The 21611-nt window shown below is 31.9% G+C and carries 20 protein-coding genes; 7 read left to right on the top strand and 13 right to left on the bottom strand.

Going from position 1 to position 21611, the window contains the following annotated elements:
• Window positions 1–72: 72 nt before the first annotated feature.
• From Q9Q97_RS22730 to Q9Q97_RS22700, 7 genes are all read left to right on the top strand, one after another.
• Window positions 73–1026, top strand: coding sequence for an acetyl-CoA carboxylase carboxyltransferase subunit alpha (locus Q9Q97_RS22730; RefSeq protein WP_306161348.1), 954 nt, complete (start codon window positions 73–75; stop codon window positions 1024–1026).
• A 140-nt stretch (window positions 1027–1166) separates the two neighbouring features.
• Entirely contained in the window at window positions 1167–2711 is a 1545-nt protein-coding gene (dnaB, locus tag Q9Q97_RS22725; protein ID WP_306161346.1) for a replicative DNA helicase, read from the top strand.
• A 136-nt stretch (window positions 2712–2847) separates the two neighbouring features.
• Window positions 2848–3198: a hypothetical protein gene (locus Q9Q97_RS22720; RefSeq protein ID WP_306161344.1), complete on the top strand. Its 351-nt coding sequence runs from the start codon at window positions 2848–2850 to the stop codon at window positions 3196–3198.
• A 20-nt stretch (window positions 3199–3218) separates the two neighbouring features.
• On the top strand, window positions 3219–3851 hold the full coding sequence (locus Q9Q97_RS22715) for a hypothetical protein (RefSeq protein WP_306161342.1): 633 nt from the start codon (window positions 3219–3221) through the stop codon (window positions 3849–3851).
• 30 nt (window positions 3852–3881) lie between these two features.
• Window positions 3882–4673, top strand: a complete 792-nt coding sequence (locus Q9Q97_RS22710; protein WP_306161340.1) for a sensor histidine kinase — start codon at window positions 3882–3884, stop codon at window positions 4671–4673.
• Between the two features lie 115 nt (window positions 4674–4788).
• Window positions 4789–5454 carry a response regulator transcription factor gene (locus Q9Q97_RS22705; RefSeq protein WP_306161337.1) on the top strand — a complete coding sequence of 222 codons (666 nt, stop codon included), beginning with the start codon at window positions 4789–4791 and terminating at the stop codon, window positions 5452–5454.
• Between the two features lie 350 nt (window positions 5455–5804).
• Entirely contained in the window at window positions 5805–7064 is a 1260-nt protein-coding gene (locus Q9Q97_RS22700; RefSeq protein WP_306161334.1) for an asparagine synthetase B, read from the top strand.
• Here the strand turns inward: Q9Q97_RS22700 and Q9Q97_RS22695 are convergent, their stop codons facing one another.
• From Q9Q97_RS22695 to thrS, 13 genes are all read right to left on the bottom strand, one after another.
• Window positions 7065–7868 carry an endonuclease/exonuclease/phosphatase family protein gene (locus tag Q9Q97_RS22695; protein ID WP_306161332.1) on the bottom strand — a complete coding sequence of 268 codons (804 nt, stop codon included), beginning with the start codon at window positions 7866–7868 and terminating at the stop codon, window positions 7065–7067.
• 68 nt (window positions 7869–7936) lie between these two features.
• Window positions 7937–8104: a hypothetical protein gene (locus Q9Q97_RS22690; protein ID WP_164515346.1), complete on the bottom strand. Its 168-nt coding sequence runs from the start codon at window positions 8102–8104 to the stop codon at window positions 7937–7939.
• 144 nt (window positions 8105–8248) lie between these two features.
• Window positions 8249–8917, bottom strand: a complete 669-nt coding sequence (locus Q9Q97_RS22685; protein ID WP_306161330.1) for a response regulator — start codon at window positions 8915–8917, stop codon at window positions 8249–8251.
• Window positions 8918–8925: 8 nt separating this feature from the next.
• Window positions 8926–10665, bottom strand: coding sequence for a hypothetical protein (locus Q9Q97_RS22680; RefSeq protein WP_306161328.1), 1740 nt, complete (start codon window positions 10663–10665; stop codon window positions 8926–8928).
• 27 nt (window positions 10666–10692) lie between these two features.
• A complete protein-coding gene (locus Q9Q97_RS22675) occupies window positions 10693–12447 on the bottom strand; it encodes a hypothetical protein (RefSeq protein ID WP_306161326.1) in 1755 nt (584 codons plus the stop codon).
• A 27-nt stretch (window positions 12448–12474) separates the two neighbouring features.
• On the bottom strand, window positions 12475–14220 hold the full coding sequence (locus tag Q9Q97_RS22670; RefSeq protein WP_306161324.1) for a M48 family metallopeptidase: 1746 nt from the start codon (window positions 14218–14220) through the stop codon (window positions 12475–12477).
• 23 nt (window positions 14221–14243) lie between these two features.
• A complete protein-coding gene (locus Q9Q97_RS22665; RefSeq protein WP_306161322.1) occupies window positions 14244–15971 on the bottom strand; it encodes an ATP-binding protein in 1728 nt (575 codons plus the stop codon).
• A gap of 168 nt (window positions 15972–16139) precedes the next feature.
• Window positions 16140–16574 carry a carboxymuconolactone decarboxylase family protein gene (locus tag Q9Q97_RS22660; protein ID WP_306161320.1) on the bottom strand — a complete coding sequence of 145 codons (435 nt, stop codon included), beginning with the start codon at window positions 16572–16574 and terminating at the stop codon, window positions 16140–16142.
• A 161-nt stretch (window positions 16575–16735) separates the two neighbouring features.
• Window positions 16736–17308, bottom strand: a complete 573-nt coding sequence (locus tag Q9Q97_RS22655; protein WP_306161318.1) for a Crp/Fnr family transcriptional regulator — start codon at window positions 17306–17308, stop codon at window positions 16736–16738.
• A 135-nt stretch (window positions 17309–17443) separates the two neighbouring features.
• Entirely contained in the window at window positions 17444–17788 is a 345-nt protein-coding gene (gene rplT, locus Q9Q97_RS22650) for a 50S ribosomal protein L20 (protein ID WP_035649542.1), read from the bottom strand.
• Between the two features lie 100 nt (window positions 17789–17888).
• Window positions 17889–18086, bottom strand: a complete 198-nt coding sequence (gene rpmI / locus Q9Q97_RS22645; protein ID WP_026727505.1) for a 50S ribosomal protein L35 — start codon at window positions 18084–18086, stop codon at window positions 17889–17891.
• 99 nt (window positions 18087–18185) lie between these two features.
• Window positions 18186–18740, bottom strand: coding sequence for a translation initiation factor IF-3 (gene infC, locus Q9Q97_RS22640; protein ID WP_111286002.1), 555 nt, complete (start codon window positions 18738–18740; stop codon window positions 18186–18188).
• 16 nt (window positions 18741–18756) lie between these two features.
• A complete protein-coding gene (thrS, locus tag Q9Q97_RS22635; RefSeq protein ID WP_306161314.1) occupies window positions 18757–20703 on the bottom strand; it encodes a threonine--tRNA ligase in 1947 nt (648 codons plus the stop codon).
• Window positions 20704–21611 lie beyond the last annotated feature (908 nt).

The raw sequence follows: 21611 nt of genomic DNA, 5'->3' as shown, positions 1-21611 counted from the left end.
AACAATTAACTTCGCCAATGATATAATATTTTTATATTTGCGGTTCGATTTACAAACAAAATTCAAAAATCCATGGAATATTTAGATTTTGAGCTTCCAATTAAAGAACTTGAAGACCAGTTAGAAAAGTGCGTTATTATTGGGAAAGAATCTGACGTTGACGTGACCCCAACGTGCAAGGAAATCAACAAGAAATTAGAACAGACTAAGAAAGATATATATAAAAACCTTACGGCTTGGCAGAGGGTACAATTGTCAAGACACCCAAATAGACCTTATACTTTAGACTATATCAAAGCAATCTGCGGAGAGACTTTCTTAGAACTTCATGGAGACAGAAGTTTTAAAGATGATAAAGCAATGGTTGGTGGTCTTGGTAAAATAAACGGACAGTCGTTTATGATTATCGGTCAGCAAAAAGGTTATAATACAAAAACACGCCAGTACCGTAATTTTGGTATGGCAAATCCTGAAGGGTACCGTAAAGCTTTGCGTTTGATGAAAATGGCAGAGAAATTTGGAATTCCAGTTCTTACTTTAGTAGATACTCCAGGTGCATACCCTGGACTTGAAGCGGAAGAAAGAGGGCAAGGAGAAGCAATTGCTAGAAACATTTTCGAAATGGTTCGTCTACAAGTGCCAATCATTACGATTATCGTAGGTGAAGGTGCTTCTGGTGGAGCTTTAGGAATTGGTGTTGGAGATCGTGTGTATATGTTAGAAAACACTTGGTACTCTGTAATTTCTCCAGAATCTTGCTCTTCTATTTTATGGAAAAGCTGGGAGTATAAAGAGCGTGCAGCAGAAGCTTTAAAATTAACTTCTTCTGACATGAAAAAACAAAAATTAGTTGATGATGTAATTCCTGAACCACTAGGCGGAGCACACTACGACCGCGAAACTACTTTTAAAACGGTAGCAGAATACATCACTAAAGGATACAACGAATTAAAAGACTTATCAACAGCCGACTTAATTGCCCAGAGAATGGACAAATACAGTAATATGGGCGAGTTTAAAGAGTAAATTCATATCAAATGATTAAAAATCCGAAGCCCTGCGGTTTCGGATTTTTTTTTGGTTATGAACAAATCAGTATTATTTATAAACAATTATTAGTTATAACTCGATAGCAGATTTTTTTTAAATTTTGCTACTTTCGCTATATGGAAAATTTCAAAAACTTAAACCCGGTTAAGGTCGACAAAACCACAATTATCAACTTAGAAAAAGGGAAGTTGCCACCGCAAGCCATTGATTTAGAAGAGGCTGTGTTGGGAGCAATGATGATTGATAAAAAAGGGGTTGACGATGTAATTGATATTTTGCAACCCGATGCTTTTTACAAAGACGCACACAAACATATTTTTGAAGCGATTTTGCAGCTTTTTACCGAAACGCAACCAATCGATATCTTAACGGTTTCGACTCAGTTAAAGAAAAACGGTAAGTTGGATATAGCGGGCGGAGATTTTTATTTAATTCAGCTGACTCAGAAAATTGCTTCTTCGGCGCATATCGAATTTCACTCGCGTATCATCCTTCAAAAATTTATTCAAAGAAGTTTGATTCGAATTTCTTCAGAAATTATTGAAGCATCATATGATGAAAGTGCAGACGTTTTTGATTTATTGGATCAGGCTGAATCTAAATTATACGAAGTTACACAAGGAAATATCAAGCGTAGTTCTGAAACCGCACAGAGTTTGGTTTTACAAGCTAAAAAGAAAATTGAAGAGATCTCTAAAAAAGAGGGATTAAGTGGTGTAGAAACTGGTTTTCATAATCTGGATAAGCTAACATCTGGATGGCAGCCTTCGGATTTAATTATTATCGCGGCGAGACCAGCGATGGGAAAAACGGCATTTGTCCTTTCTATGGCCAGAAATATTGCTATCCAATATGGACACGGAGTAGCTTTGTTTTCTCTAGAGATGGCATCTGTACAGTTAATTACGAGGCTTATTTCTTCGGAGACAGGATTGTCATCAGAAAAATTGCGTACCGGTAAATTAGAGGCTCACGAATGGACCATGTTGAGTACTAAAGTAAAAGATTTAGAGAAAGCGCCTTTATTTATTGATGATACACCTTCACTTTCTATTTTCGATTTAAGAGCAAAATGTCGTCGTTTGGCGTCGCAGCATGGTATTAAAATTATTATTATCGATTACCTCCAGTTGATGACTGCGGGAGGAAATGCTAAAGGAGGAGGAAATCGTGAGCAGGAGATTTCGACAATTTCCCGAAACTTAAAAGCATTGGCAAAAGAGCTTAACGTTCCAGTTATTGCACTTTCTCAGTTGTCGCGTGCCGTTGAGACGCGTGGATCTAGTAAACGTCCTTTGCTTTCGGATCTTCGTGAATCTGGAGCAATTGAGCAGGATGCCGATATTGTTTCGTTCTTATACCGACCAGAATATTACAAAATTGAAGAATGGGATGATGAAGAAGCTTCGCCAACTGCGGGTCAGGCTGAAATTATGATTGCAAAACACCGTAACGGTGGTATTGAAAACATTCGTTTGAAATTTTTGGGACACTTAGGAAAATTTGATAATCTTGATGAATTTACAGGAGGTTATGATGACTTGCCTTCTAAAATGAATCATGATGATAATCAATATATAACTAAAAATTTACCATCTGCTAACGAAGCTTTCGGAAGTAATTTAAATGACGATGATGACGATAGCGATGTACCATTCTAAAAAATTAAAAAGCCTTATTATTAAGGCTTTTTTTATGTTTTAACGTTAATCTTCTAATAAAAATCAGTAGTTTAGCTAAACCAATTATAAACTATCAATTTTTTTTTTAATTATTAACCAATAACAAATTTAAATTATGAATGAAGAAACTTTTCCAGGACCTATTCAAATTCCTGTAGCAACTGCAAATGAGTGGGAAAAAAGATTTCAAGGCGATACCACAATTGAAGATGCAAGTAAAAAAGTAAAAGCTTATTTGATACCAAGAAAAAGTCTTGAAAAAGTATTAGAGCTTGGTACGGAAGCAGTTTGGGCTTATATCGGTATTAACGATGATAAACAGAAAACGTTACTTTTTAACGGAGCCAAATTTGATGACAAAACTGGTAAATGGGTTAATGTTTACGGTATTGCTGATAAGGACGATAATTGTGAAGGCGGTGAAGAAGTTGTATACGATGGTTCACGTCCAAGCCCACCATATTAATTGAATACTTTTTTTTAGGAATGGATGATTTTTTAATATATTCAGGTTATTTGATTTTATTAATTGATCTAATATTATATTCATTTAGCTTTTTCCGAAAGGAAAAAGCTAATGTTTTTTTAGTTTCTTACTTGGCATTCATTTTTTTTATACAGATTTCAATGGAAGTTTTGTATTCTCTTAAAATGAATAATTTGTTTCTGGTCAATAGTTTTTTTATTGGCCAAATGATATTGTTGAGTTTATTTTATCATTCCATTTTAAATGTTAAAGCTCAAAAACAATTTGTGAAGATTTGGCTAATTATAGCCCTCCTTGCTCTGACAATACAGTTTGTTAATGCGCCAAAAGAGTTTTTAAAATTTAATCTGTTTGAAATTACATTGACCTCTCTGTCAATTGTTGTCTTTGCATTGTTGCATTTCTATAATATGCTGACCGAAAATAAAACGTATTACTATGTAAATATGGGTATAATTCTATATTTATTGTCAAGTACAGTATTATTTATTATAGGTAATCTGACTTCGGTTTTAAATACTGAAGTGAAATATTTGAGTTGGCAGTTAAATGCATTTTTGAATGTAGTCTATTATCTTTTTATTCTTTATGAATGGAAAGTGAGTTTTTCTAAAAAAAGTGTACAAGTCTAGTTTGTAATTGTATAATGTAAATAAAAATATATGAATGCAGGCGGTATTCCTGAGAAAGAGCTCGTAGCTATAATATTATATATCTCTTTGTTTTTTATAATTGTTGCAGTTGCATTAATTATTTTCTTTTATTTTTCTAGAAAAAAAATCATTCAGAAGGAACTGGAAAAAATAGATTTAATACTTCGTTATCAAAAAGAGCAATTGCACGCTATTATTGTAACACAAGAAGAAGAGCGCAAAAGAATCGCGCAAGATCTTCATGACGATATTAGTTCAAAACTAAATATTGTTTCCTTAAATACCCATTTGCTTTCAGCACCCAATCTTACTGAAAGTGAAACGGCTGAGATTACTGAAAACATAATCAATTTAACCAACAAAGCATTAGATAATTCTAGAAAAATTGCCCACAATCTGCTACCGCCAGTTTTCGAAAAATTTGGTTTGCATGCAGGCATTGAAGAGCTGTGTGACGAGTTTGAATCTAGTAAATCGGTTAAAACCCATTATAAAAATGAAATTGATTTTGATGATAAAGACATAGATCGTCATTTGCATGTTTTTAGAATTCTTCAAGAACTTATGAATAATTCGCTTCGTCATGGAAAGGCGACACAGATATGGATTTCTTTTGCTAATATAAACGGAATAAATACTTGTGATTACCTAGATAATGGTGTTGGTTTTGATGGTTCTAATGCGGAAAATCAAAAAGGTTTAGGAATGAAAAATATTGACAGCCGTATATCATTTTTGGAAGGGACGATAGAAATTAAGTCTGAAATCAATAACGGAATTGCTGTAAACTTTACATTCTAAGTTAAATTTGTGTGTTTTGGTAGGTTTTTAGGTAATAAAATAAGGTATTTAGACTTTTTCTAAATCATATTTTGTAATTTCGATAAACCAAATTTAACGACCAAAACCAAATAGGATGAATGCTGTTATTAAAATTGCTCTAGTCGATGATGAAATTTTGTTTCGAAAAGGAATTTCTTTTTTATTACAGAGAGAAGAAAATATCGACATTATTTTCGAAGCTTCCAATGGAGATGAACTTATTTCTCTATTAGACGAAAGAGAAATTAAGCCAGATATTATAATAATGGACCTAAAGATGCCGGTCTTAAATGGTGTCGAGGCCACTAAAATTATAAAAAAGCTATATCCTGATATTAAAATTATTGCACTAACGAGTTACGATACCAAATCGTTTATTGCAAATATGATTCAAGTTGGCGCCGTAGCCTACTTAATTAAAAATACCACTCCAAAAGATTTAATTCATACAATCAACGAAGTAGCCAAAAAAGGATTCTATTATAACGAAAATGTTTTAAAAACAATTCAAGAAACAATAGTTTCTCCTAAAAATGCAAGAGGCGGTTTAGAAACCAATTTCCTTTCGCCTCGTGAGATCGAAATTCTCCAATTAATTTGCCAGCAGAAAACCACCGCAGAAATTGCAGAACATCTTTTCTTAAGTCCGAGAACTATAGAAGGACACCGGAACAACTTATTGCTTAAAACAGAATCTCGAAATATCGCTGGTTTAGTTGTTTATGCCATCCAAAATGAATTGGCAGTTTTGACAATCTAAAAAAAAATTAGGCTGTCAAAAACTGAATTGACAAAACATAATACAATATGATTGTTATTACTAGGACACATAAACCTATTTTCTGAATTATATTCAGACCCTTTTGCTGGTTGTTACTTTCATTAAACTTCATAATGGTTAATTTTTTACAGCGATTAGTTTTGTGAACCTGGGATAGCAAATGTATAGAGAAAATTCTTCCAAAGTATAGGTGTTTTTACCTGTTTTTCAATTGATGTAAATCTTGTTTTTTCAAGTCTTTTTTATTTAACATTCTATTAGGTCAGAAAAGACATTGAGTGTTCTTTTTTTGTTGAGACCTTTTATATCTTTACTAAAATAATTTTCTAATGAATAAGAGTTTATTCTACATTTTTATACTATTAGTTACGTTTAATGCAAAGGCGTCGTTTATCTTACTTCCGATGGACGAAACAACGCAACAAAATCATTTAAAGGCATACGGAATTACTTACTGGTGTTTGAGCAGGGATTATAAAGCAAGCTGGCTCTTAAACTACCGTGGCGGTTCTTTTTTATTGCCTGATGCTGATGAAATTAGAAAAGAATGTAAAATAAGAGGAGTTAGTTTTGAAGTAATTTCAGATAGTGAACAGGCATCGATTTTAAATGATATTTCGAGTCCTTCTCAAAATATGGAATCTGTTATTTTAGAAAAAGCACCAAAAATTGCTGTGTATACACCAAAAGGGAAACAGCCTTGGGACGATGCTGTAACTTTGGTTTTAACTTATGCTGAAATTCCTTTTACTCCAATTTATGATGAAGAAGTTCTGAGCGATCAGTTATTAATGTACGATTGGCTCCACTTGCATCATGAAGATTTTACCGGACAATATGGAAAATTTTACGCCGCTTACAAAAATACGCCTTGGTATATTGACCAGAAAAAAGATGCTGAAGCTTTAGCAGCAAAGCTAGGATATGAGAAAGTATCTCAGGAAAAAGGAGCTGTTGCAAAAAAAATTAGAGATTTTGTAATTGGCGGCGGTTTTATGTTTGCCATGTGTTCTGCTACAGATAGTTTTGATATTGCGCTTGCTGCCGATGGAGTAGATATTTGTGAAACGATGTTTGACGGAGATCCTAGCGAGTCTAATTATCAATCAAAATTAAATTATAATAATTCTTTTGCCTTTAAAAACTTTACTCTAGAGAGAAGACCTGAAGTTTATGAGTTTTCAGATATCGATATGACCACAAAAAGGCGAATAGTAATGGATAAGGATTATTTTACTTTAATGGAATTTTCTGCAAAATGGGATCCGATTCCGAGTATGTTGTGTCAAAACCATACGCAATTGGTAAAAGGTTTTATGGGACAGACAACATCGTTCGACACTTCTTTAATAAAATCGAATATCTTGATTATGGGAACCTGCGAATTAAACGGTGAATCAAGATATATTCATGGCGAAAAAGGCAAGGGGATGTTTACTTTTTTTGGTGGACATGACCCGGAAGATTTTCAACATCAAGTTGGTGACCCGCCAACGGTTTTAGATTTGCATCCAAATTCGCCAGGTTACAGATTGATATTAAACAATGTTTTGTTTCCTGCTGCCAGAAAAAAGAAGCTTAAAACGTAATTAGTTTAAAGAAAATTCAAACCAGATCGGAATATGGTCGGATACTTTTCTTGCGTTTTGAAGTGAATCAAAATCTTCATACGTTTTTATAATTCCAGAATTGCTGACTTTTAGGGCAGATGTATTGTAAAAAATATTGTCGAACTCAGACGCCAGACAAATATTGTTTTTGCATTTATGCTTAAGAGTAGTTTTTTGATTTTTTAATACAGGCGAATATCCCATTTTTTTTAACGGATTAAAAACAGTGTGTTTTTCTGGACAGTTAAAATCACCTAAGAAAACGAGATTTAAATCAGGATACTCGTTTGGTAAAAACTTGAAATATTTGATTTCGGTTTCGGGCTGCTTTTTTTGTGTTATTGCGTGAAAATTGACAAGTGTGAACGTCTTTTTGTTAATTTCAAACGTGGCAAAATAAGGTTCCCGATCAATTTCTAGATTATATTTTTTCTCAAGCCAAGGTTTGTTTTTTAATTTAGCTTTGTGAGTCTTCCAAATAAAAGCATAACGCTCTGTTTTGTAACTGCTGCTAGAAGTAGGATTGCTTATACTATAATCCCATTTGTTTCCTTTTTGGTTAAGTAAAGTGACAAGTTTAGCAACGGTTTGCGCTCCTCCATTTCCGGCAACAACTTCCTGAATTGCAATTATATCGTAATTAGAAATTGTTTTGGCAATATAATTTAAATGGAAATCAGATTTAGATTTTCCGAGATTTTCTATATTCCAAGAGGCAACTTTGGTCTGCGAAAAAGAAAAAAATGTAATTAATAATAAGACGAGGCTAAGAGTATTTTTCATGTAAAATATAAAGGAGCTAAGATCTAAATCTTCTCTTCTTGCAATAATTAAGCCTTTCTTAAAATTAATTAATGTTTTTTGTATCGATTTTTTAGCGCAGTTCCGATAATTATAATTTGCAATACTAATAAAGCTGGAATAAAAATTATTTTCCAGTCAATTTCCAGCCAGCCTGTTCTTTCAGAAACAATGGCAAAACTTATCGATAAAAAAAGGCAAAGTAACATTGTTTTCATTATAATTTTATTTTGGGTAGTATTAATTTTAGACAAGATAATACTTGCTTTACTTCTTGGTTTCATTAGTCAGTTAATAGATACTCACAAATTTAGCAGAATCAAAAGTGTAATCCTTACGGAAACCCGTAAAGCCCATAAAAATTACACCAATCCGAAATCTTTTGCAATGGCAATCAAATGCACATTATTGTTTGCTTTAAAGTAAATTTTTAATTTATTGATTCTTTTTTCTATGCTGCTTGTTCCGTTTGGCGTTATAGATAAATTTTTAAACTCCTTAGAAATGCTTTCTAGAATGTATCCTTGAGATAAAAGTTTTAAAATAGAAATATCATACGATTCAATTTCAATAAGCGCTTTATCGTTAAAACTAAAAGACAGATCTGAAGAAAGAATTTTTTCTTCGTTATTAAAGGCGCTTTTAATAGCATTTCTTAACTCAGAAATACTGTTTCTTCCTTTTGTAACATAGGCGTTAATTCCTAAATCGTTAAATAAAGATTTAATTCTGTAGCTTTTGTCTTCTATAGAAAAAACAATTTTTTTAATATTTGGCTGTACTTTATTGATGGCTTCAATAAGTTCGTCGCCGCTATTTAAATTTACTTTTCTATGATCAGACTTAAAAGACAAATCTGTAATCACTAAATCGTAAGGTTCTTTATCAGCCAATGCCTTTTTTACTTTGAGCAACCCCTCGTCACAATATTTCACGTGATGAATTACAGGAACTTGTAACTCTTCAAGTACTTGAACAACTGCAATGCTGATACTGTCTAGATCTTCGGCAACTAAAACTTTTTTAAACATATATGGTCTTATATTGGAAATTTGAAACTTATTTTAAAACCGCTCTCGGAATATGTGCCAAAATTAAGTGTTCCTTTTATTGTTTTAATACGGTTTTCCACATTTTGTAGTCTTTTTTCTAAAACAGTATAATTTTGGGCGATTTTTGTGCCGTTATCACGATACATTATCACGATATTTTTTTCCTCTTTTTCAAATGTTATGCTTGCCAAAGTGGCATTGTTTAAAGTTTTCATTTGATCCATAACTTCTTGAACAACACGGAAAATAGTAATCTTTTTTACGCGATCAATTTTAGTCCAAGAAAAACTATTTAAGCCATTTACAATAATATTCAAGTTTGTATTCGTGTATCCAGAAATCATTTCTTTCAGACCTTTTTCAAAATTTTCATCTACAGCTATTTCGCTGTTTTCTCTAGATATATTTCTTGTTTTAGAATAGATATTATTTAAATAAGACAGAAATTCTTCTTTGTTTCCTTCTTTTTCAAGATTGTGATTCTCTGAAAACAATAAAATTTTGTCAATGTCTTTTTCAAGTTCAAATTGCAATTTTTCAGAAATTCGCATTTCATTTTTAAAGACTTCGGCGTTACTTTCTTTTTTTCCTTTTTTAATTACATAAAAAACAATAAATACAAGAGCCATTGCACTGACAAAAATTATAAGGTAAGAAATGAAACTTCTGTTTTTCTGTCTTTGCATTTCAAGTTCATGTTCTATTTTTTGAGATTTAAGTTGTAAGTTCTCTTTCTTGTCTTTATTAAAATTATATTTTGCATAAGTAGATTGATTTTTACCAAAAACTTTTACTTTGTTAATGCTATCAATAAGTTTTGTGTAAAGTTGACTATACTTCTCAATATCTCCTCCTGTACTTGAATTTATTAAATATCCTAAAGCACGGTATTTGATCGGGTAAATATCAAGTTCGTTAGCAATAGAGTAAGCTTTTAATGCATAATAATGAGAAAGTTTTAAATCTTTATCGGAATAATAGTAGGATAGAGAATTATAATTGTATGCTTGATCAGCTCTGTTTTTTGCTTTAATTCTTAATTCTAATGCTTTTTTAAGATAATATAATGCTTTGGGATTTTTAGCAAACTGATAACTAGTGCCAAGATTTACCATAGCCAGAGCATGATCGGATAAATACATTGGTTCTGTATTTTTTTTATAAAAACTATCGTTTACTATTTTTTCAAATATTTCAGTTGCTTTTTTATATTTTTTTTCTCTAAAGTAAACATCTCCGATACAGTTTAATGATTCTAATTTTCTAAATTTTGAAACATTTAAATTGTGAGCTTTAGTAAAATAAAGATGCGCTTTTTCAAAGTCGTCCGAACGTATATAATCAAAACCAAGTATCATATAGACATTAAAAGCAAATCTTGTTTTTTTCATATACTTTAAATGTGGAATAGCTTTGATAGTTATGTGCTCACTTTCATCCAATTCTCCTCTGTTAATATGAAGATATCCTAATGAAATTATGGCTTCTACATAATCAACTCTATCTTTTACGGTATCGGCTATGTTTAATATTTTGTGATAATTGTAATAAGCACTGTCATATTGTACATTATCAAACTGCTTATCTGCTATAATTGTGAGTCTTTTAACTTCAGCTGTATTATCTATTTTTTTTACAATTGCCGTTTTTTTCTTTTCACAAGAAATGGAAACAGCAACTAAAAAAAATATAGTAACTAAAATTTTAACTGAGGTAAGGATTTTCATTTTAAGACTTTGGGTTTAAAATATAATTTAGATAGGCAGTTTAATAAAAATTTTAAAACTTCGATTTGCATTTAAAGAAATATGAAAAAATCCTTTTACCGATTTAAGACGGTTTTCAATATTTGAGAATCTTTTATTGGAATCGGTGCTATAATCTTGTCTTTCGGAGCCGTTATCTATGTAGGTAATTAGTATGTTTTTGTCTTCTTTTTTAAATGTTATACTAGCAAGGGACGCATTATTTAAAGTTTTCATCAGATCCATAATTTCCTGAACTACACGGTAAATAGTAATCTTTTTTATGCGGTCAATTTTAGACCAAGAAAATGTGTTTAATCCGTTTATAATAATGTTTAATTCTAAACTAGTATATCCTGAAATCATTTCTTTTAGACCTTTTTCAAAATTTTCTCCTGTTGCTATTTCGCTGTTTTTCCTAGATATATTTCTTGTTTTGGAATAAATCTTATTGAGATACGCGAGAAATTCTTCTTTGTTTCCTTCTTTTTCAAGATTGTGATTCTCTGAAAACAATAAAATTTTGTCAATGTCTTTTTCAAGTTCAAACTGTAGTTTTTCGGAGATACGCATTTCATTTTTAAAGACTTCTGCGTTGCTCTCTTTTTTACCTTTTTTAATTACATAAAAAACAATAAATACAAGAGCCATTGCACTAACAAAAATTATAAGGTAAGAAATGAAACTTCTGTTTTTCTGCCTTTGCATTTCCAGTTCATTTTCTGTTTTTTGGGCTTTAAGTTCCAAATTTTCTTCTTTGTCTTTTCTGAAATTGTATTTGCTATTAGCAAATTGATTTTTTTGTGATAATCTAACTTCATTAATGTCGTTAATTAAATGAATGTAAAGATTAGAATATTTCTTTAAATCGTTTCCTGTACTAGTCTTTATTAGAGTTTCCAAAGCATATTTTTTTTGCTTATATGTATCTACAATGCAAGCATATTTATATGCTTTTTGGGCATATTTTTTCGCCAAAAGCGGATCTGATTTTAAATAATAATTGGAAAGGTTTGAATAACTGTCGGGTAAATTAGGCATATCATTTAATTTGAGCCTGATTTTTAAAGCTTCTTTGTGGTAGGAGAGTGCTTTAGAATCTCCTAAAGAAAAATAACAAACGCCTATGTTACTTCGCATTACTGCGTAATCCAGTAATTCAAAATCTTTTAAAGTATTTGCTTTTTTCTTATTTCCATAATATCCTGTAGTAGTCAGTTGAATATAGATTTTTATAGCTTTTTTGCAATTGTTTTGATGCATATAAACAAGTGCGATGTTAGCTAACGCATTTGCCTTTCTTCTAACTGTTGTATTTAGATTATAAGCCTTTTTTGCATATATAAGTGCGTTATCATAATCGTTTGTTGCTAAATAATTAGTTGAAAAAATTTTATAAGTCTCCCATGCAAACCTTGGTTTTTTTAGATATTTAAGGTGTGGTAATACTTTTGTAGCTGTAGACTCGCTCTCCAGATAATTTCCGTCGAATTGTTGTATGTATGCAATAGAAATCAATGCATCAACATAATCTATTCTATCTTTTTCAGGATCAGAAAGAGAGATGATTTTTTTATAAATAGGGTACGCGTCTTTAAAATTATAATTTTCAAAATAATTATCGCCAATTATTGTAAGCCTTTTTACTTCAGCTGTATTGTTCTTTTTTTTTGCAGTTGCTGGTTCTTCCTTTTTACAAGAAATGGAAACAGCAACTAAAAAAAATATAGAAACTAAAATTTTGACTGAGGCAGAGATTTTCATTTGAAGACTTTAGGGTTAAAGCATAGTTTATATAGGCAGTTTGATAAAAAATTTAAAACCTTGATTTGTATTTAAAGAAATATGAAAAAATCCTTTTACCGATTTAAGACGGTTTTCAATATTTTCAAATTTCTTATTTAAGGCAGTATTATATTCTTGAACTTCTTTATTATTGTCACAGTAAGTTATCAAGATATGCTTTTCTTCTTTTTTGAACGTAACACTTGCGAGCGTAGCGCTATTTAATATTTTCGTCTGATCGAAAATCTCTTGGATAATACGAAAAACAGTAATCTTTTTAACTCGGTCAATTTTTGACCATGAAAATGTGTTTAATCCGTTTACTATTATATTTAATTCTGGACTAGTATATCCTGAAATCATTTCTTTGAGACCCTCAACATAATTGTCATCGGTAAGAATAACGCTATTTTCTCTAGAAATTTTTCTGGTTTTGATATAGATATTATTTAAATCGGAAATGAATTTTTCTTTGTTTTCCTTATCTTCTAGTTCATGAGTTTCTAAAAAAGATAATGTTTTATAAATTTCTTCTGTTACTTCCTGATGTAATTTATTTGAAAGACGAATTTCACTTTTAAAAGCAGCTACTTTATTTTCTTTTTTAGCCTTTGAAATTATGTAATAAGACAAAAAAATAAAAACTAAAGCAATAGTAAGAATAATTACGTAAGAGATAGTACTTCTGTTTTTTTCTCTTTGAAGTTGTAATTCTTTTTCGGCTTTTTGATTCTTCAGTTCCAAATTTTCTTCCTTGTCTTTGTTTGAATCATATATAATATTGGTAAATTGGTTTTTAGCTGTTTTTAAGCTGGCAGTGGTACTGTCAACCAATTTAATATAAGCCTCCCAATGTTTTCTTGTATTTTGGACATTATCGGCTTCAATTAGATTTCCTAAAGTAGTAATTTGCTCTGCCATAGATTTTGATCGTCTTGAGCAATCATAAGCTTTTTGAGCATTCACCTTTTTTAATACTTGGTTGTTATATTTTTTATAATATAAATAAAGAGCATAATAATTTGGTATTAACTCAAAATCATGGCCAGATATGAGAGTTAATTTTAGGCTTTCATTAAAACAATCTAAAGCCTGTTTTTGATGATTTCCTAGACGTAAATAACTTAGACCTAAATGGTAAAGTTTCGCAGCACGTTCTGCATGAGTGTTTAAGGGTACTACTTTATCTATAATCGTTCGTTTAGTTAATGGCTCTAATAGATCTATTGCTTCTTTATATTTTTTTTGCTGTACATAAATAAAAGCGATGTTAGAAATTTCAGATGATTTTCTAAATGTAGAGACTGCGTTTTTTAGGGATTTTCTATAGCAGTTTAATGCTTTTTCATAGTCATAAGTACGATAATAGTTATATCCTAATGCTGAATAAGCATTAATGGTAAATTTTGGCTGAGATGTTTTTTCTAAATAGGGGATTACCTTTGTAATTGTAGTTTCTGCTTCGTAAAAATTACCATTTTTTTGTAAGATGGTAGCCATCATTAACGATGAATGAACAAAATCATCAGCATACTCGGATTTTGGCTCACATAATAATATTGCTTTATTAAAATAAAAAATGCTACTGTCATTTTTCTCGTAATCATAAAAGATCTTAGCTTTTTCCAGTATTTTTTTTATTTCGGCAGTATTATCAATTTTTTGAACAACAATTTGCTTTTTCTTTTCACATGAAGTGAAAAGTAAAGTAATGGTCAGAAACAAAATTTTGATAATAGAAGAGTTTTTCATTTGAGGATCGAAAAAATAAAGTCTTAAATAGGAAATTTGATAAATACCTTGAACCCTTTTCCTAAACCAGAATCAATATCGATGTCACCTTTTATGGCAAGAATTCGATTCTCAATATTATGCAATCCATTTTTAAGAACCATTTTATTGATGTCAATTCCTTTTCCGTTATCCGTATAATTTATGGTTATATGTTTTTTAGTCTGTTTAAAAACAATTGCAACAACACTAGCATCGCTATGCTTTTTCATGTTTACAAGTAATTCCTGTATTGCTCTATAAATGGCGGTCTTTTTTACTTTATCAATTTCATCCCATGAAATCGTGTCTAGACCATTTATTAAAAGATTAATGTTAGGAGTATTAAATCTGGAAATCATTTCTTTTAGCGAAGCAGTATAATTTTCATTGGTTATAATCGTACTGTTTTCTTTTGAAATATCTCTTGTTCTAGCATAAATAGCATCCAAATTGTGGAGAAGCTGCTCTCGATTTTCTGCTAAAGATAAATTTCTGTTTTCGGCAAAAGCCATCGTGTGGTAAATATCGTTTGCTAATTCGTCATGAAGTTTTTTAGATATTCGCGTTTCACTGTTGTAAGCAGCTTCGATTTTTTCGCGATTAGCTTTAGAAGTTAGATAATAATATAGAATGAGAATCAAACATAAACTCAAGACAATAATAATATAAGATATTATATTTCTACTTTTCTGGCGCTCAAGTTTTAATTCGTTTTGAGCCTTGTGCGTTTTCAATTTTAAATTTTCTTCTTTCTCTCGTTTAGAATCATATTTTATTCTTGCAAATTGATTTTTAGCTTTTTGTCGTACTTCAAAAATACTGTCTACTAAATCAACATATAATAAGGAGTACTTTTTTAATTCCTGATTTGAGCTGTTTTTTATCAGTAATTTTAATGCTGATAGTTTATTGTCTATATTATGAATTTCACGGAATTTCTTGTAAGCTTCAAAAGCATGTTTTTTTGATAAAGAAGGGTTGCTGTTTTCGTCATAATAAGAGGCAATATGCAGATTGCTGACTCCAATACCAGAATTATTTTTAATCTCTTTTCTAATTTGCAAGGCTTGATTTAAATATTGAATTCCTCTCGGGTCACTCATCTTGGTATAGCATAGGCCAATATTGTCTATATTTTTTGCATTATATTCTGGTTTCTTCAGGAGTTCCTCTTTTGTAGATAAACGTAAAAAAATCTGCAGCGCCTCATCGTATTTTTGCTGCTCTAACAAAACAGCTGCAATATTACTTTTTGTTAATGATTTTCTAGAATCATCAACTTTAAGACCTAATGCCTTATTGTAGTAAAGCAAAGCATCACTAAGATTATAAGTAAGAAGATAATTTGCCCCCAAAGTAGAGTAAATATTCCAAACGCTTGTAGGCTCTTTTAGTGATTTTATATACGGAATAGCATCAGTTATGGTAGTTTCACTTCCAATATAATCTCCTTGATTAAGTTGGATATCCGCCATGCAATTCAAAATATTTATATAATTATCCGGATCTGTTTTAGGATCACAAAGTAGTTTTGCTTTATTGTAGTAAAAAAATGCGCTATCAGTATTACTATAGTTATTATAAAAAACACCTGCTTTATCAATGTTTTTTTGAATTTGTAGCTTATTTTGAATTTCTTTTAAGTTGTCATTATTTTTTTTCTGGCAAGAGAAAAGAACAGCTAAAAGAGTGGTAATGTAAGTAAGTATTTGTATTCTTTTTGGTATCATTCGCCAAAAATAAATAATTCTGCAAATTATAAAAGAGTATAAATACGGTATTTTAAAATATTTTAATATTTACTAATTTTTGATTCTCATTTTTAGATAAATAGCAAAAGCCCTTAACTATCAAGGGCTTTGGTGCATTATAAGTTTGTAAATTTTATCCTTATAAAATTAAACTGCTCTCATTCCGGTTGTAATTGCAAGTCTATTCCATGAATTTATAGTGATGATAGCAAGAATGATTTCAGCAAGGTATTTTTCGTCAAATAATTGCGCTGCATTTTGGTAAACTTCATCCGAAACATGATTAGCAATAGAAGTAACTTGTTCGGTCAAAGCTAAGATTGCTTTTTCTTCTTCACTGTAGACATCAGCTTCGCGCCATGCGCTAATAAGATAAATTCTTTGCTCAGAAATTCCATATTTTCTAGCATCAGCAGTATGCATGTTAATACAGTATGCACAGCCATTAATTTGCGATGCACGTATTTTAATTAGTTCTTTATGTTCAGGAGTTAAAGAGGTTGAAGAAATATATTTTTCTAAATTCATTAAAGCCTGATAAGCTTCTGGAGCAACTTGCGGAATAACAATTCTTGATTTCATTTTTATTTGTTTTAAAAGTTCATTACAAAGGTCAGTAATGTATACTTTCAAAAACTTGAACTACTTCAAGAAATTATTTAAGCTGCTAAGTTTATAAGTCTTTCTAAAAAAAAATATAGGTTCCAACAGCATAGTAGCTTAGAGCCTTAGTATATTTAGAACTAAACTTTCCCAGCTCTAATTTTACTCATAAATTCTGCTGAAAAATCTAAGTAGGAGGCAAGCATATATTGAGGAACGCGCTGTACAAAATCTGGCTGCTGATTTTTGAAATGATAATATCTTTCCTCTGCAGACATGGTAAACAAGAATTTAATTCGCATTTGCGCTGCGCCAAAAGCCTTTTGAGCAACAATTCTAAAATACTTTTCAAGTTTAGGAATTTGAATTAAAACAGAATCTAAAACCGATTTTTCAATAGAAATTACCTCACTGCTCTCAACAGCTTGTATGTAAAAATGTGAAGGAATATGATTGAGGTAACTTAGATAATCAGTTATCCACCAATTTTCAATTCCAAATTGAAGCGTTTGTTCAGTCCCTTTAGAATTGATGATATATTGTCGCATGCATCCTTTCGCAATAAAATACATCGTAGTACATATTTGTCCTTCTTGTAAAACATGCTCTTTTTTTTTGATTTGTGAAAGACTAAGGCAAGACTCTAAAACGTCAATCTCTGAAGGTTCTAGATTGACGAACTTTTGAATATGATGGATGAGTGCGTTTTGCATTTATTAAAAATTACTTTTAGTAAATTTAATTTATTATTTGCAGACTAAGTTGCAGTAAAAACAAAAAACCATCCGACTTGTCGAATGGTTTTTTTATAATAAGTAAGTAATCTTAAATTGAGTTTATAAAACGTTTTATTTTACTTTATTAAGAATAGCTTTGAAAGCTTCTGGGTGGTTCATAGCTAAATCTGCAAGAACTTTACGGTTCAATTCGATTCCGTTAGCTTTAACTTTACCCATGAATTGAGAATAAGACATTCCTTCTAATCTAGCTCCAGCGTTGATACGTTGAATCCATAATGAACGGAAATTTCTTTTGTTTTGTTTTCTATCGCGGTAAGCGTAGCACATTGCTTTCTCTACTGCATTCTTAGCAACTGTCCAAACGTTTTTACGTCTTCCAAAGAAACCTTTGGCTTGCTTCATTATTTTTTTTCTTCTTGCTCTTTTAGCAACTGAATTTACCGATCTTGGCATAATTTTAATGTTTTTTTGTAGCAGGCGTCCTGAATTGAATCAAAGGAACTTAAAGCCATACTCCAAGGTTATATAAATAATTTTTTAACCTAAAGAATTATTAGATAATTCTTAATTGTTGTTTGATGCTTTTCATATCTGTTTGGTGAACTAGCGCTGAGTGAGTCAAAGCTAATTTACGTTTTTTAGATTTTTTAGTCAAGATGTGACTTTTAAAAGCATGCTTTCTTTTAATCTTTCCAGAGCCAGTAACTTTAAAACGTTTCTTAGCGCTAGATTTTGTTTTCATTTTAGGCATTTTTCCTAGTGTTTTAATTTATTCTTACTTACTTATATTTTTTGTTTCAAGTTTAAAGTTTCAGGCTCAGAAGCTGAACACCGAAACTCTTAACTGAGACTATTTTTTCTTTTTAGGAGCAATGAACATAATCATTCTCTTTCCTTCCAGAACAGGCATAGCTTCAACTTTACCATGTTCTTCCAAATCTTGAGCAAGACGTAATAATAGAATCTGACCTTGATCTTTATAAATGATAGAACGTCCTTTAAAGAAAACGAAAGCTTTTAATTTAGCTCCTTCTTTCAAGAATTTTTCAGCATTCTTTCTTTTAAATTCATAATCATGCTCGTCAGTTTGAGGACCAAATCGAATTTCCTTTACAACAACTTGAGAAGATTTAGCTTTTAAAGCCTTATCTCTTTTCTTTTGTTCGTAAACAAATTTCTTGTAGTCCATAATTTTACAAACCGGTGGCTCAGCGTTTGGCGAGATTTCAACCAAATCCAACTCAAGTTGGTCAGCTAAACGTAACGCATCAGCTATTTTAAAAACCCCAGGTTCAATGTTTTCCCCTACAAGACGTACTTCTGGAACACGAATAAGATTGTTTATTCTGTGTGCATCTTTTTTTTCTACTCGAGGTTGAAAACCTCTGTTACTTTTTATTGCTATGACTTTCTAATTTAAGTTAAACTGTAAATACTTTTAATGTCTTTTTTATTTCTTCGTCTACAATCGAAGCAAATTCTTCGATAGAAACTGTGATGTTTCCTTTTCCTTCCTGCCCGTGACGACGAATTGAAATTGTTCCGTTTTTCTCTTCCTCCTCACCAACGATAAGCATAAATGGGATTTTCTGCATTTCTGCATCTCTAATTTTCTTACCGATAGTTTCATTTCGGTTGTCAATTAGGGCGCGAATTTCGTGATTTTCTAGCAAATCTAAAACTTTTTTAGCATAATTTTCGTATTTCTCGCTCAAAGACAAGATAATAGCCTGTTCAGGCATTAGCCAAAGTGGGAAATTTCCTGCTGTATGCTCTAGTAAAATTGCGATAAAACGTTCCATGGATCCAAAAGGAGCTCTGTGAATCATAACAGGTCGATGTAATTCATTATCAGCACCTTTGTAAGTTAATTCAAAACGCTCAGGCAAGTTGTAATCTACCTGAATAGTTCCCAACTGCCATTGTCTTCCCAAAGCATCTTTTACCATGAAATCCAATTTCGGACCATAAAAAGCCGCTTCGCCATATTCTACAACAGTGTTAAGACCTTTGTCTCTTGCTGCGTTGATAATAGCATTTTCTGCCTTTTCCCAGTTTTCATCTGTTCCAATGTATTTTTCTCTATCTTCCTGATCTCTTAATGAAATCTGAGCGGTAAAATTTTCAAAACCTAACGAACCAAATACATATAATACAAGGTCAATTACTTTTTTAAACTCTTCGTCCAATTGTTCAGGAGTACAGAAAATATGCGCATCATCTTGAGTAAACCCTCTAACACGAGTTAAACCATGTAATTCTCCAGACTGCTCATATCTATATACAGTACCAAATTCAGCATAACGTTTAGGTAAATCTTTGTACGACCAAGGTCTTACATTGTATATTTCACAGTGGTGAGGACAGTTCATAGGTTTTAATAAAAACTCTTCACCTTCTGCAGGAGTATGAATTGGCTGGAAACTGTCAGCGCCATATTTAGCATAGTGACCAGAAGTGACATAAAGTTCCTTTTGACCAATATGCGGACTAACAACTTGCTCGTATCCAGCTTTCTTTTGTGCTTTTTTCAAGAATTGCTCCAAACGATCTCTCAAAGCCGCTCCTTTAGGTAACCATAAAGGCAAACCTTGACCCACTTTTTGAGAGAAAGCAAACAATTCAAGCTCTTTTCCTAATTTGCGGTGATCACGACGTTTTGCTTCTTCAAGAAGTTCAAGATATTCAGTTAAATCTTTTTGTTTAGGGAAAGAAGTTCCATAAACACGAGTCAACTGTTTGTTCTTCTCGTCACCTCTCCAGTAAGCGCCCGCAACACTCATGATTTTTACCGCTTTGATAATTCCAGTATTAGGAATATGTCCACCACGGCATAAATCAGTAAAAGTAGCGTGATCGCAGAATGTAATAGTTCCGTCTTCAAGATTTGAAATTAATTCAGTCTTGTAAACATTGTCTTTATACATCTCTAATGCCTCCGCTTTAGTTACAGGACGCATTTTGAAATCATATTTTCCTCTTGAGATCTCAAGAATACGATCTTCAATCTTTTTGAAATCAGCCTCAGAAATTTTCTGATCTTCAAAATCTACATCATAATAGAAACCATTAGCAATTGCAGGTCCAAGAGTTAATTTAATTCCAGGATACAATTCCTCAAGAGCTTGAGCCATTACGTGCGAAGTTGAGTGCCAGAAAGCTTTTTTACCTTCAGCATCATTCCAAGTATATAAAATAAGATTACCGTCGGTCGTTAATGGAGTCTCGGTTTCAATAGTTGTACCATTAAAAGATGCAGAAATAACATTTCTTGCAAAACCTTCGCTAATGTTTTTAGCGACCTCCATTGGAGTTACGCCCGAAGCGAACTCTCTAATTGACCCATCGGGTAAAGTAATCTTGATCATTGTTTATAATTTTGTGAATGCAAATATACATGATTACAAAAATACATACAATATATATGTAGAACTTTACTCTATTATATATAAGAGTGATTTTTCTAATCCACGACCCAATAGCTTTCCGAAACCTGTCGGGTTTGTTTTTTAAATAATACTATACAAGTAGAGAACACAGCTCAGGGGTAATTTCACGGCTAGATTATATTCATTCATAAATAATCGGCATCCAACCCGACAGGTTTCCAAAACCTGTCGGGTTTGCTTATTTTATATGTATAGATTCCAATTTTCTGTAGAGGCGCACCGCAGTGCGTCTCACGCAACGCTATTCACGTACGTATAATATATTAGTAGGCAGGCTGAGCGCAGCGAAGCCGCCAGGATTGGAATTTGGTCCCGAAGCTTCGGGATAAAAAAATTGGATTTAATAAAGATAAGGAGCCATTTCCCGCTATCCGCTCCAATCTTTTTGGGGCGAACCCCGCCCCAAAAAGGATTTCCGCTGCTATCGGGGCTAGGGGAGCCGTTTCCAGAAGAAGTTTTACGCTTGTTTGGCATAACAAAAGAGCCTGAACACTGAAAAATCCATATAAATAATGGAAGAAAGGAAGTCGAAATTGCTAAAAATTTAATGAATGGAAGAAAAACCCCACGCGAGTCCAAAAATAACCGGAATGTAAAAGCACCGTTACCAGCATGTTAGGAAAAATATTGAAAAAAAGGCAAAAAAACCTGCCGAAAAAGCTTGTATAACTGGAAAAAGGCGCTACTTTTGCACCCGCAACAGCGAAAAGCGCTCATAGAAATGCCGGCAGTTTTTAAGGATAAAAAAGGAAAGAAATTTTCAGAAAAAAAGATTCGGAAAAGCTTGCAGGAAAAGAAAATGCTTTTTACATTTGCACCCCGCAAAA

Origin of the sequence: Flavobacterium sp. DG2-3 (assembly GCF_030730925.1) — a bacterium.
Lineage (GTDB): Bacteria > Bacteroidota > Bacteroidia > Flavobacteriales > Flavobacteriaceae > Flavobacterium.
This window is presented reverse-complemented; position numbering and strand designations above follow the sequence as displayed.

Bases quoted from the DNA above. Each gene is read 5' to 3' on its own strand.
- rpmI (WP_026727505.1), bottom strand. From the start codon at position 18,086: ATGCCTAAAATGAAAACAAAATCTAGCGCTAAGAAACGTTTTAAAGTT.
- Q9Q97_RS22730 (WP_306161348.1), top strand. From the start codon at position 73: ATGGAATATTTAGATTTTGAGCTTCCAATTAAAGAACTTGAAGACCAG.
- thrS (WP_306161314.1), bottom strand. From the start codon at position 20,703: ATGATCAAGATTACTTTACCCGATGGGTCAATTAGAGAGTTCGCTTCG.
- Q9Q97_RS22665 (WP_306161322.1), bottom strand. From the start codon at position 15,971: ATGATACCAAAAAGAATACAAATACTTACTTACATTACCACTCTTTTA.
- Q9Q97_RS22670 (WP_306161324.1), bottom strand. From the start codon at position 14,220: ATGAAAAACTCTTCTATTATCAAAATTTTGTTTCTGACCATTACTTTA.
- Q9Q97_RS22715 (WP_306161342.1), top strand. From the start codon at position 3,219: ATGGATGATTTTTTAATATATTCAGGTTATTTGATTTTATTAATTGAT.
- Q9Q97_RS22705 (WP_306161337.1), top strand. From the start codon at position 4,789: ATGAATGCTGTTATTAAAATTGCTCTAGTCGATGATGAAATTTTGTTT.
- Q9Q97_RS22700 (WP_306161334.1), top strand. From the start codon at position 5,805: ATGAATAAGAGTTTATTCTACATTTTTATACTATTAGTTACGTTTAAT.
- Q9Q97_RS22695 (WP_306161332.1), bottom strand. From the start codon at position 7,868: ATGAAAAATACTCTTAGCCTCGTCTTATTATTAATTACATTTTTTTCT.
- Q9Q97_RS22655 (WP_306161318.1), bottom strand. From the start codon at position 17,308: ATGCAAAACGCACTCATCCATCATATTCAAAAGTTCGTCAATCTAGAA.
- rplT (WP_035649542.1), bottom strand. From the start codon at position 17,788: ATGCCAAGATCGGTAAATTCAGTTGCTAAAAGAGCAAGAAGAAAAAAA.
- Q9Q97_RS22675 (WP_306161326.1), bottom strand. From the start codon at position 12,447: ATGAAAATCTCTGCCTCAGTCAAAATTTTAGTTTCTATATTTTTTTTA.
- Q9Q97_RS22690 (WP_164515346.1), bottom strand. From the start codon at position 8,104: ATGAAAACAATGTTACTTTGCCTTTTTTTATCGATAAGTTTTGCCATT.
- Q9Q97_RS22680 (WP_306161328.1), bottom strand. From the start codon at position 10,665: ATGAAAATCCTTACCTCAGTTAAAATTTTAGTTACTATATTTTTTTTA.
- Q9Q97_RS22660 (WP_306161320.1), bottom strand. From the start codon at position 16,574: ATGAAATCAAGAATTGTTATTCCGCAAGTTGCTCCAGAAGCTTATCAG.
- Q9Q97_RS22685 (WP_306161330.1), bottom strand. From the start codon at position 8,917: ATGTTTAAAAAAGTTTTAGTTGCCGAAGATCTAGACAGTATCAGCATT.
- dnaB (WP_306161346.1), top strand. From the start codon at position 1,167: ATGGAAAATTTCAAAAACTTAAACCCGGTTAAGGTCGACAAAACCACA.
- Q9Q97_RS22720 (WP_306161344.1), top strand. From the start codon at position 2,848: ATGAATGAAGAAACTTTTCCAGGACCTATTCAAATTCCTGTAGCAACT.
- Q9Q97_RS22710 (WP_306161340.1), top strand. From the start codon at position 3,882: ATGAATGCAGGCGGTATTCCTGAGAAAGAGCTCGTAGCTATAATATTA.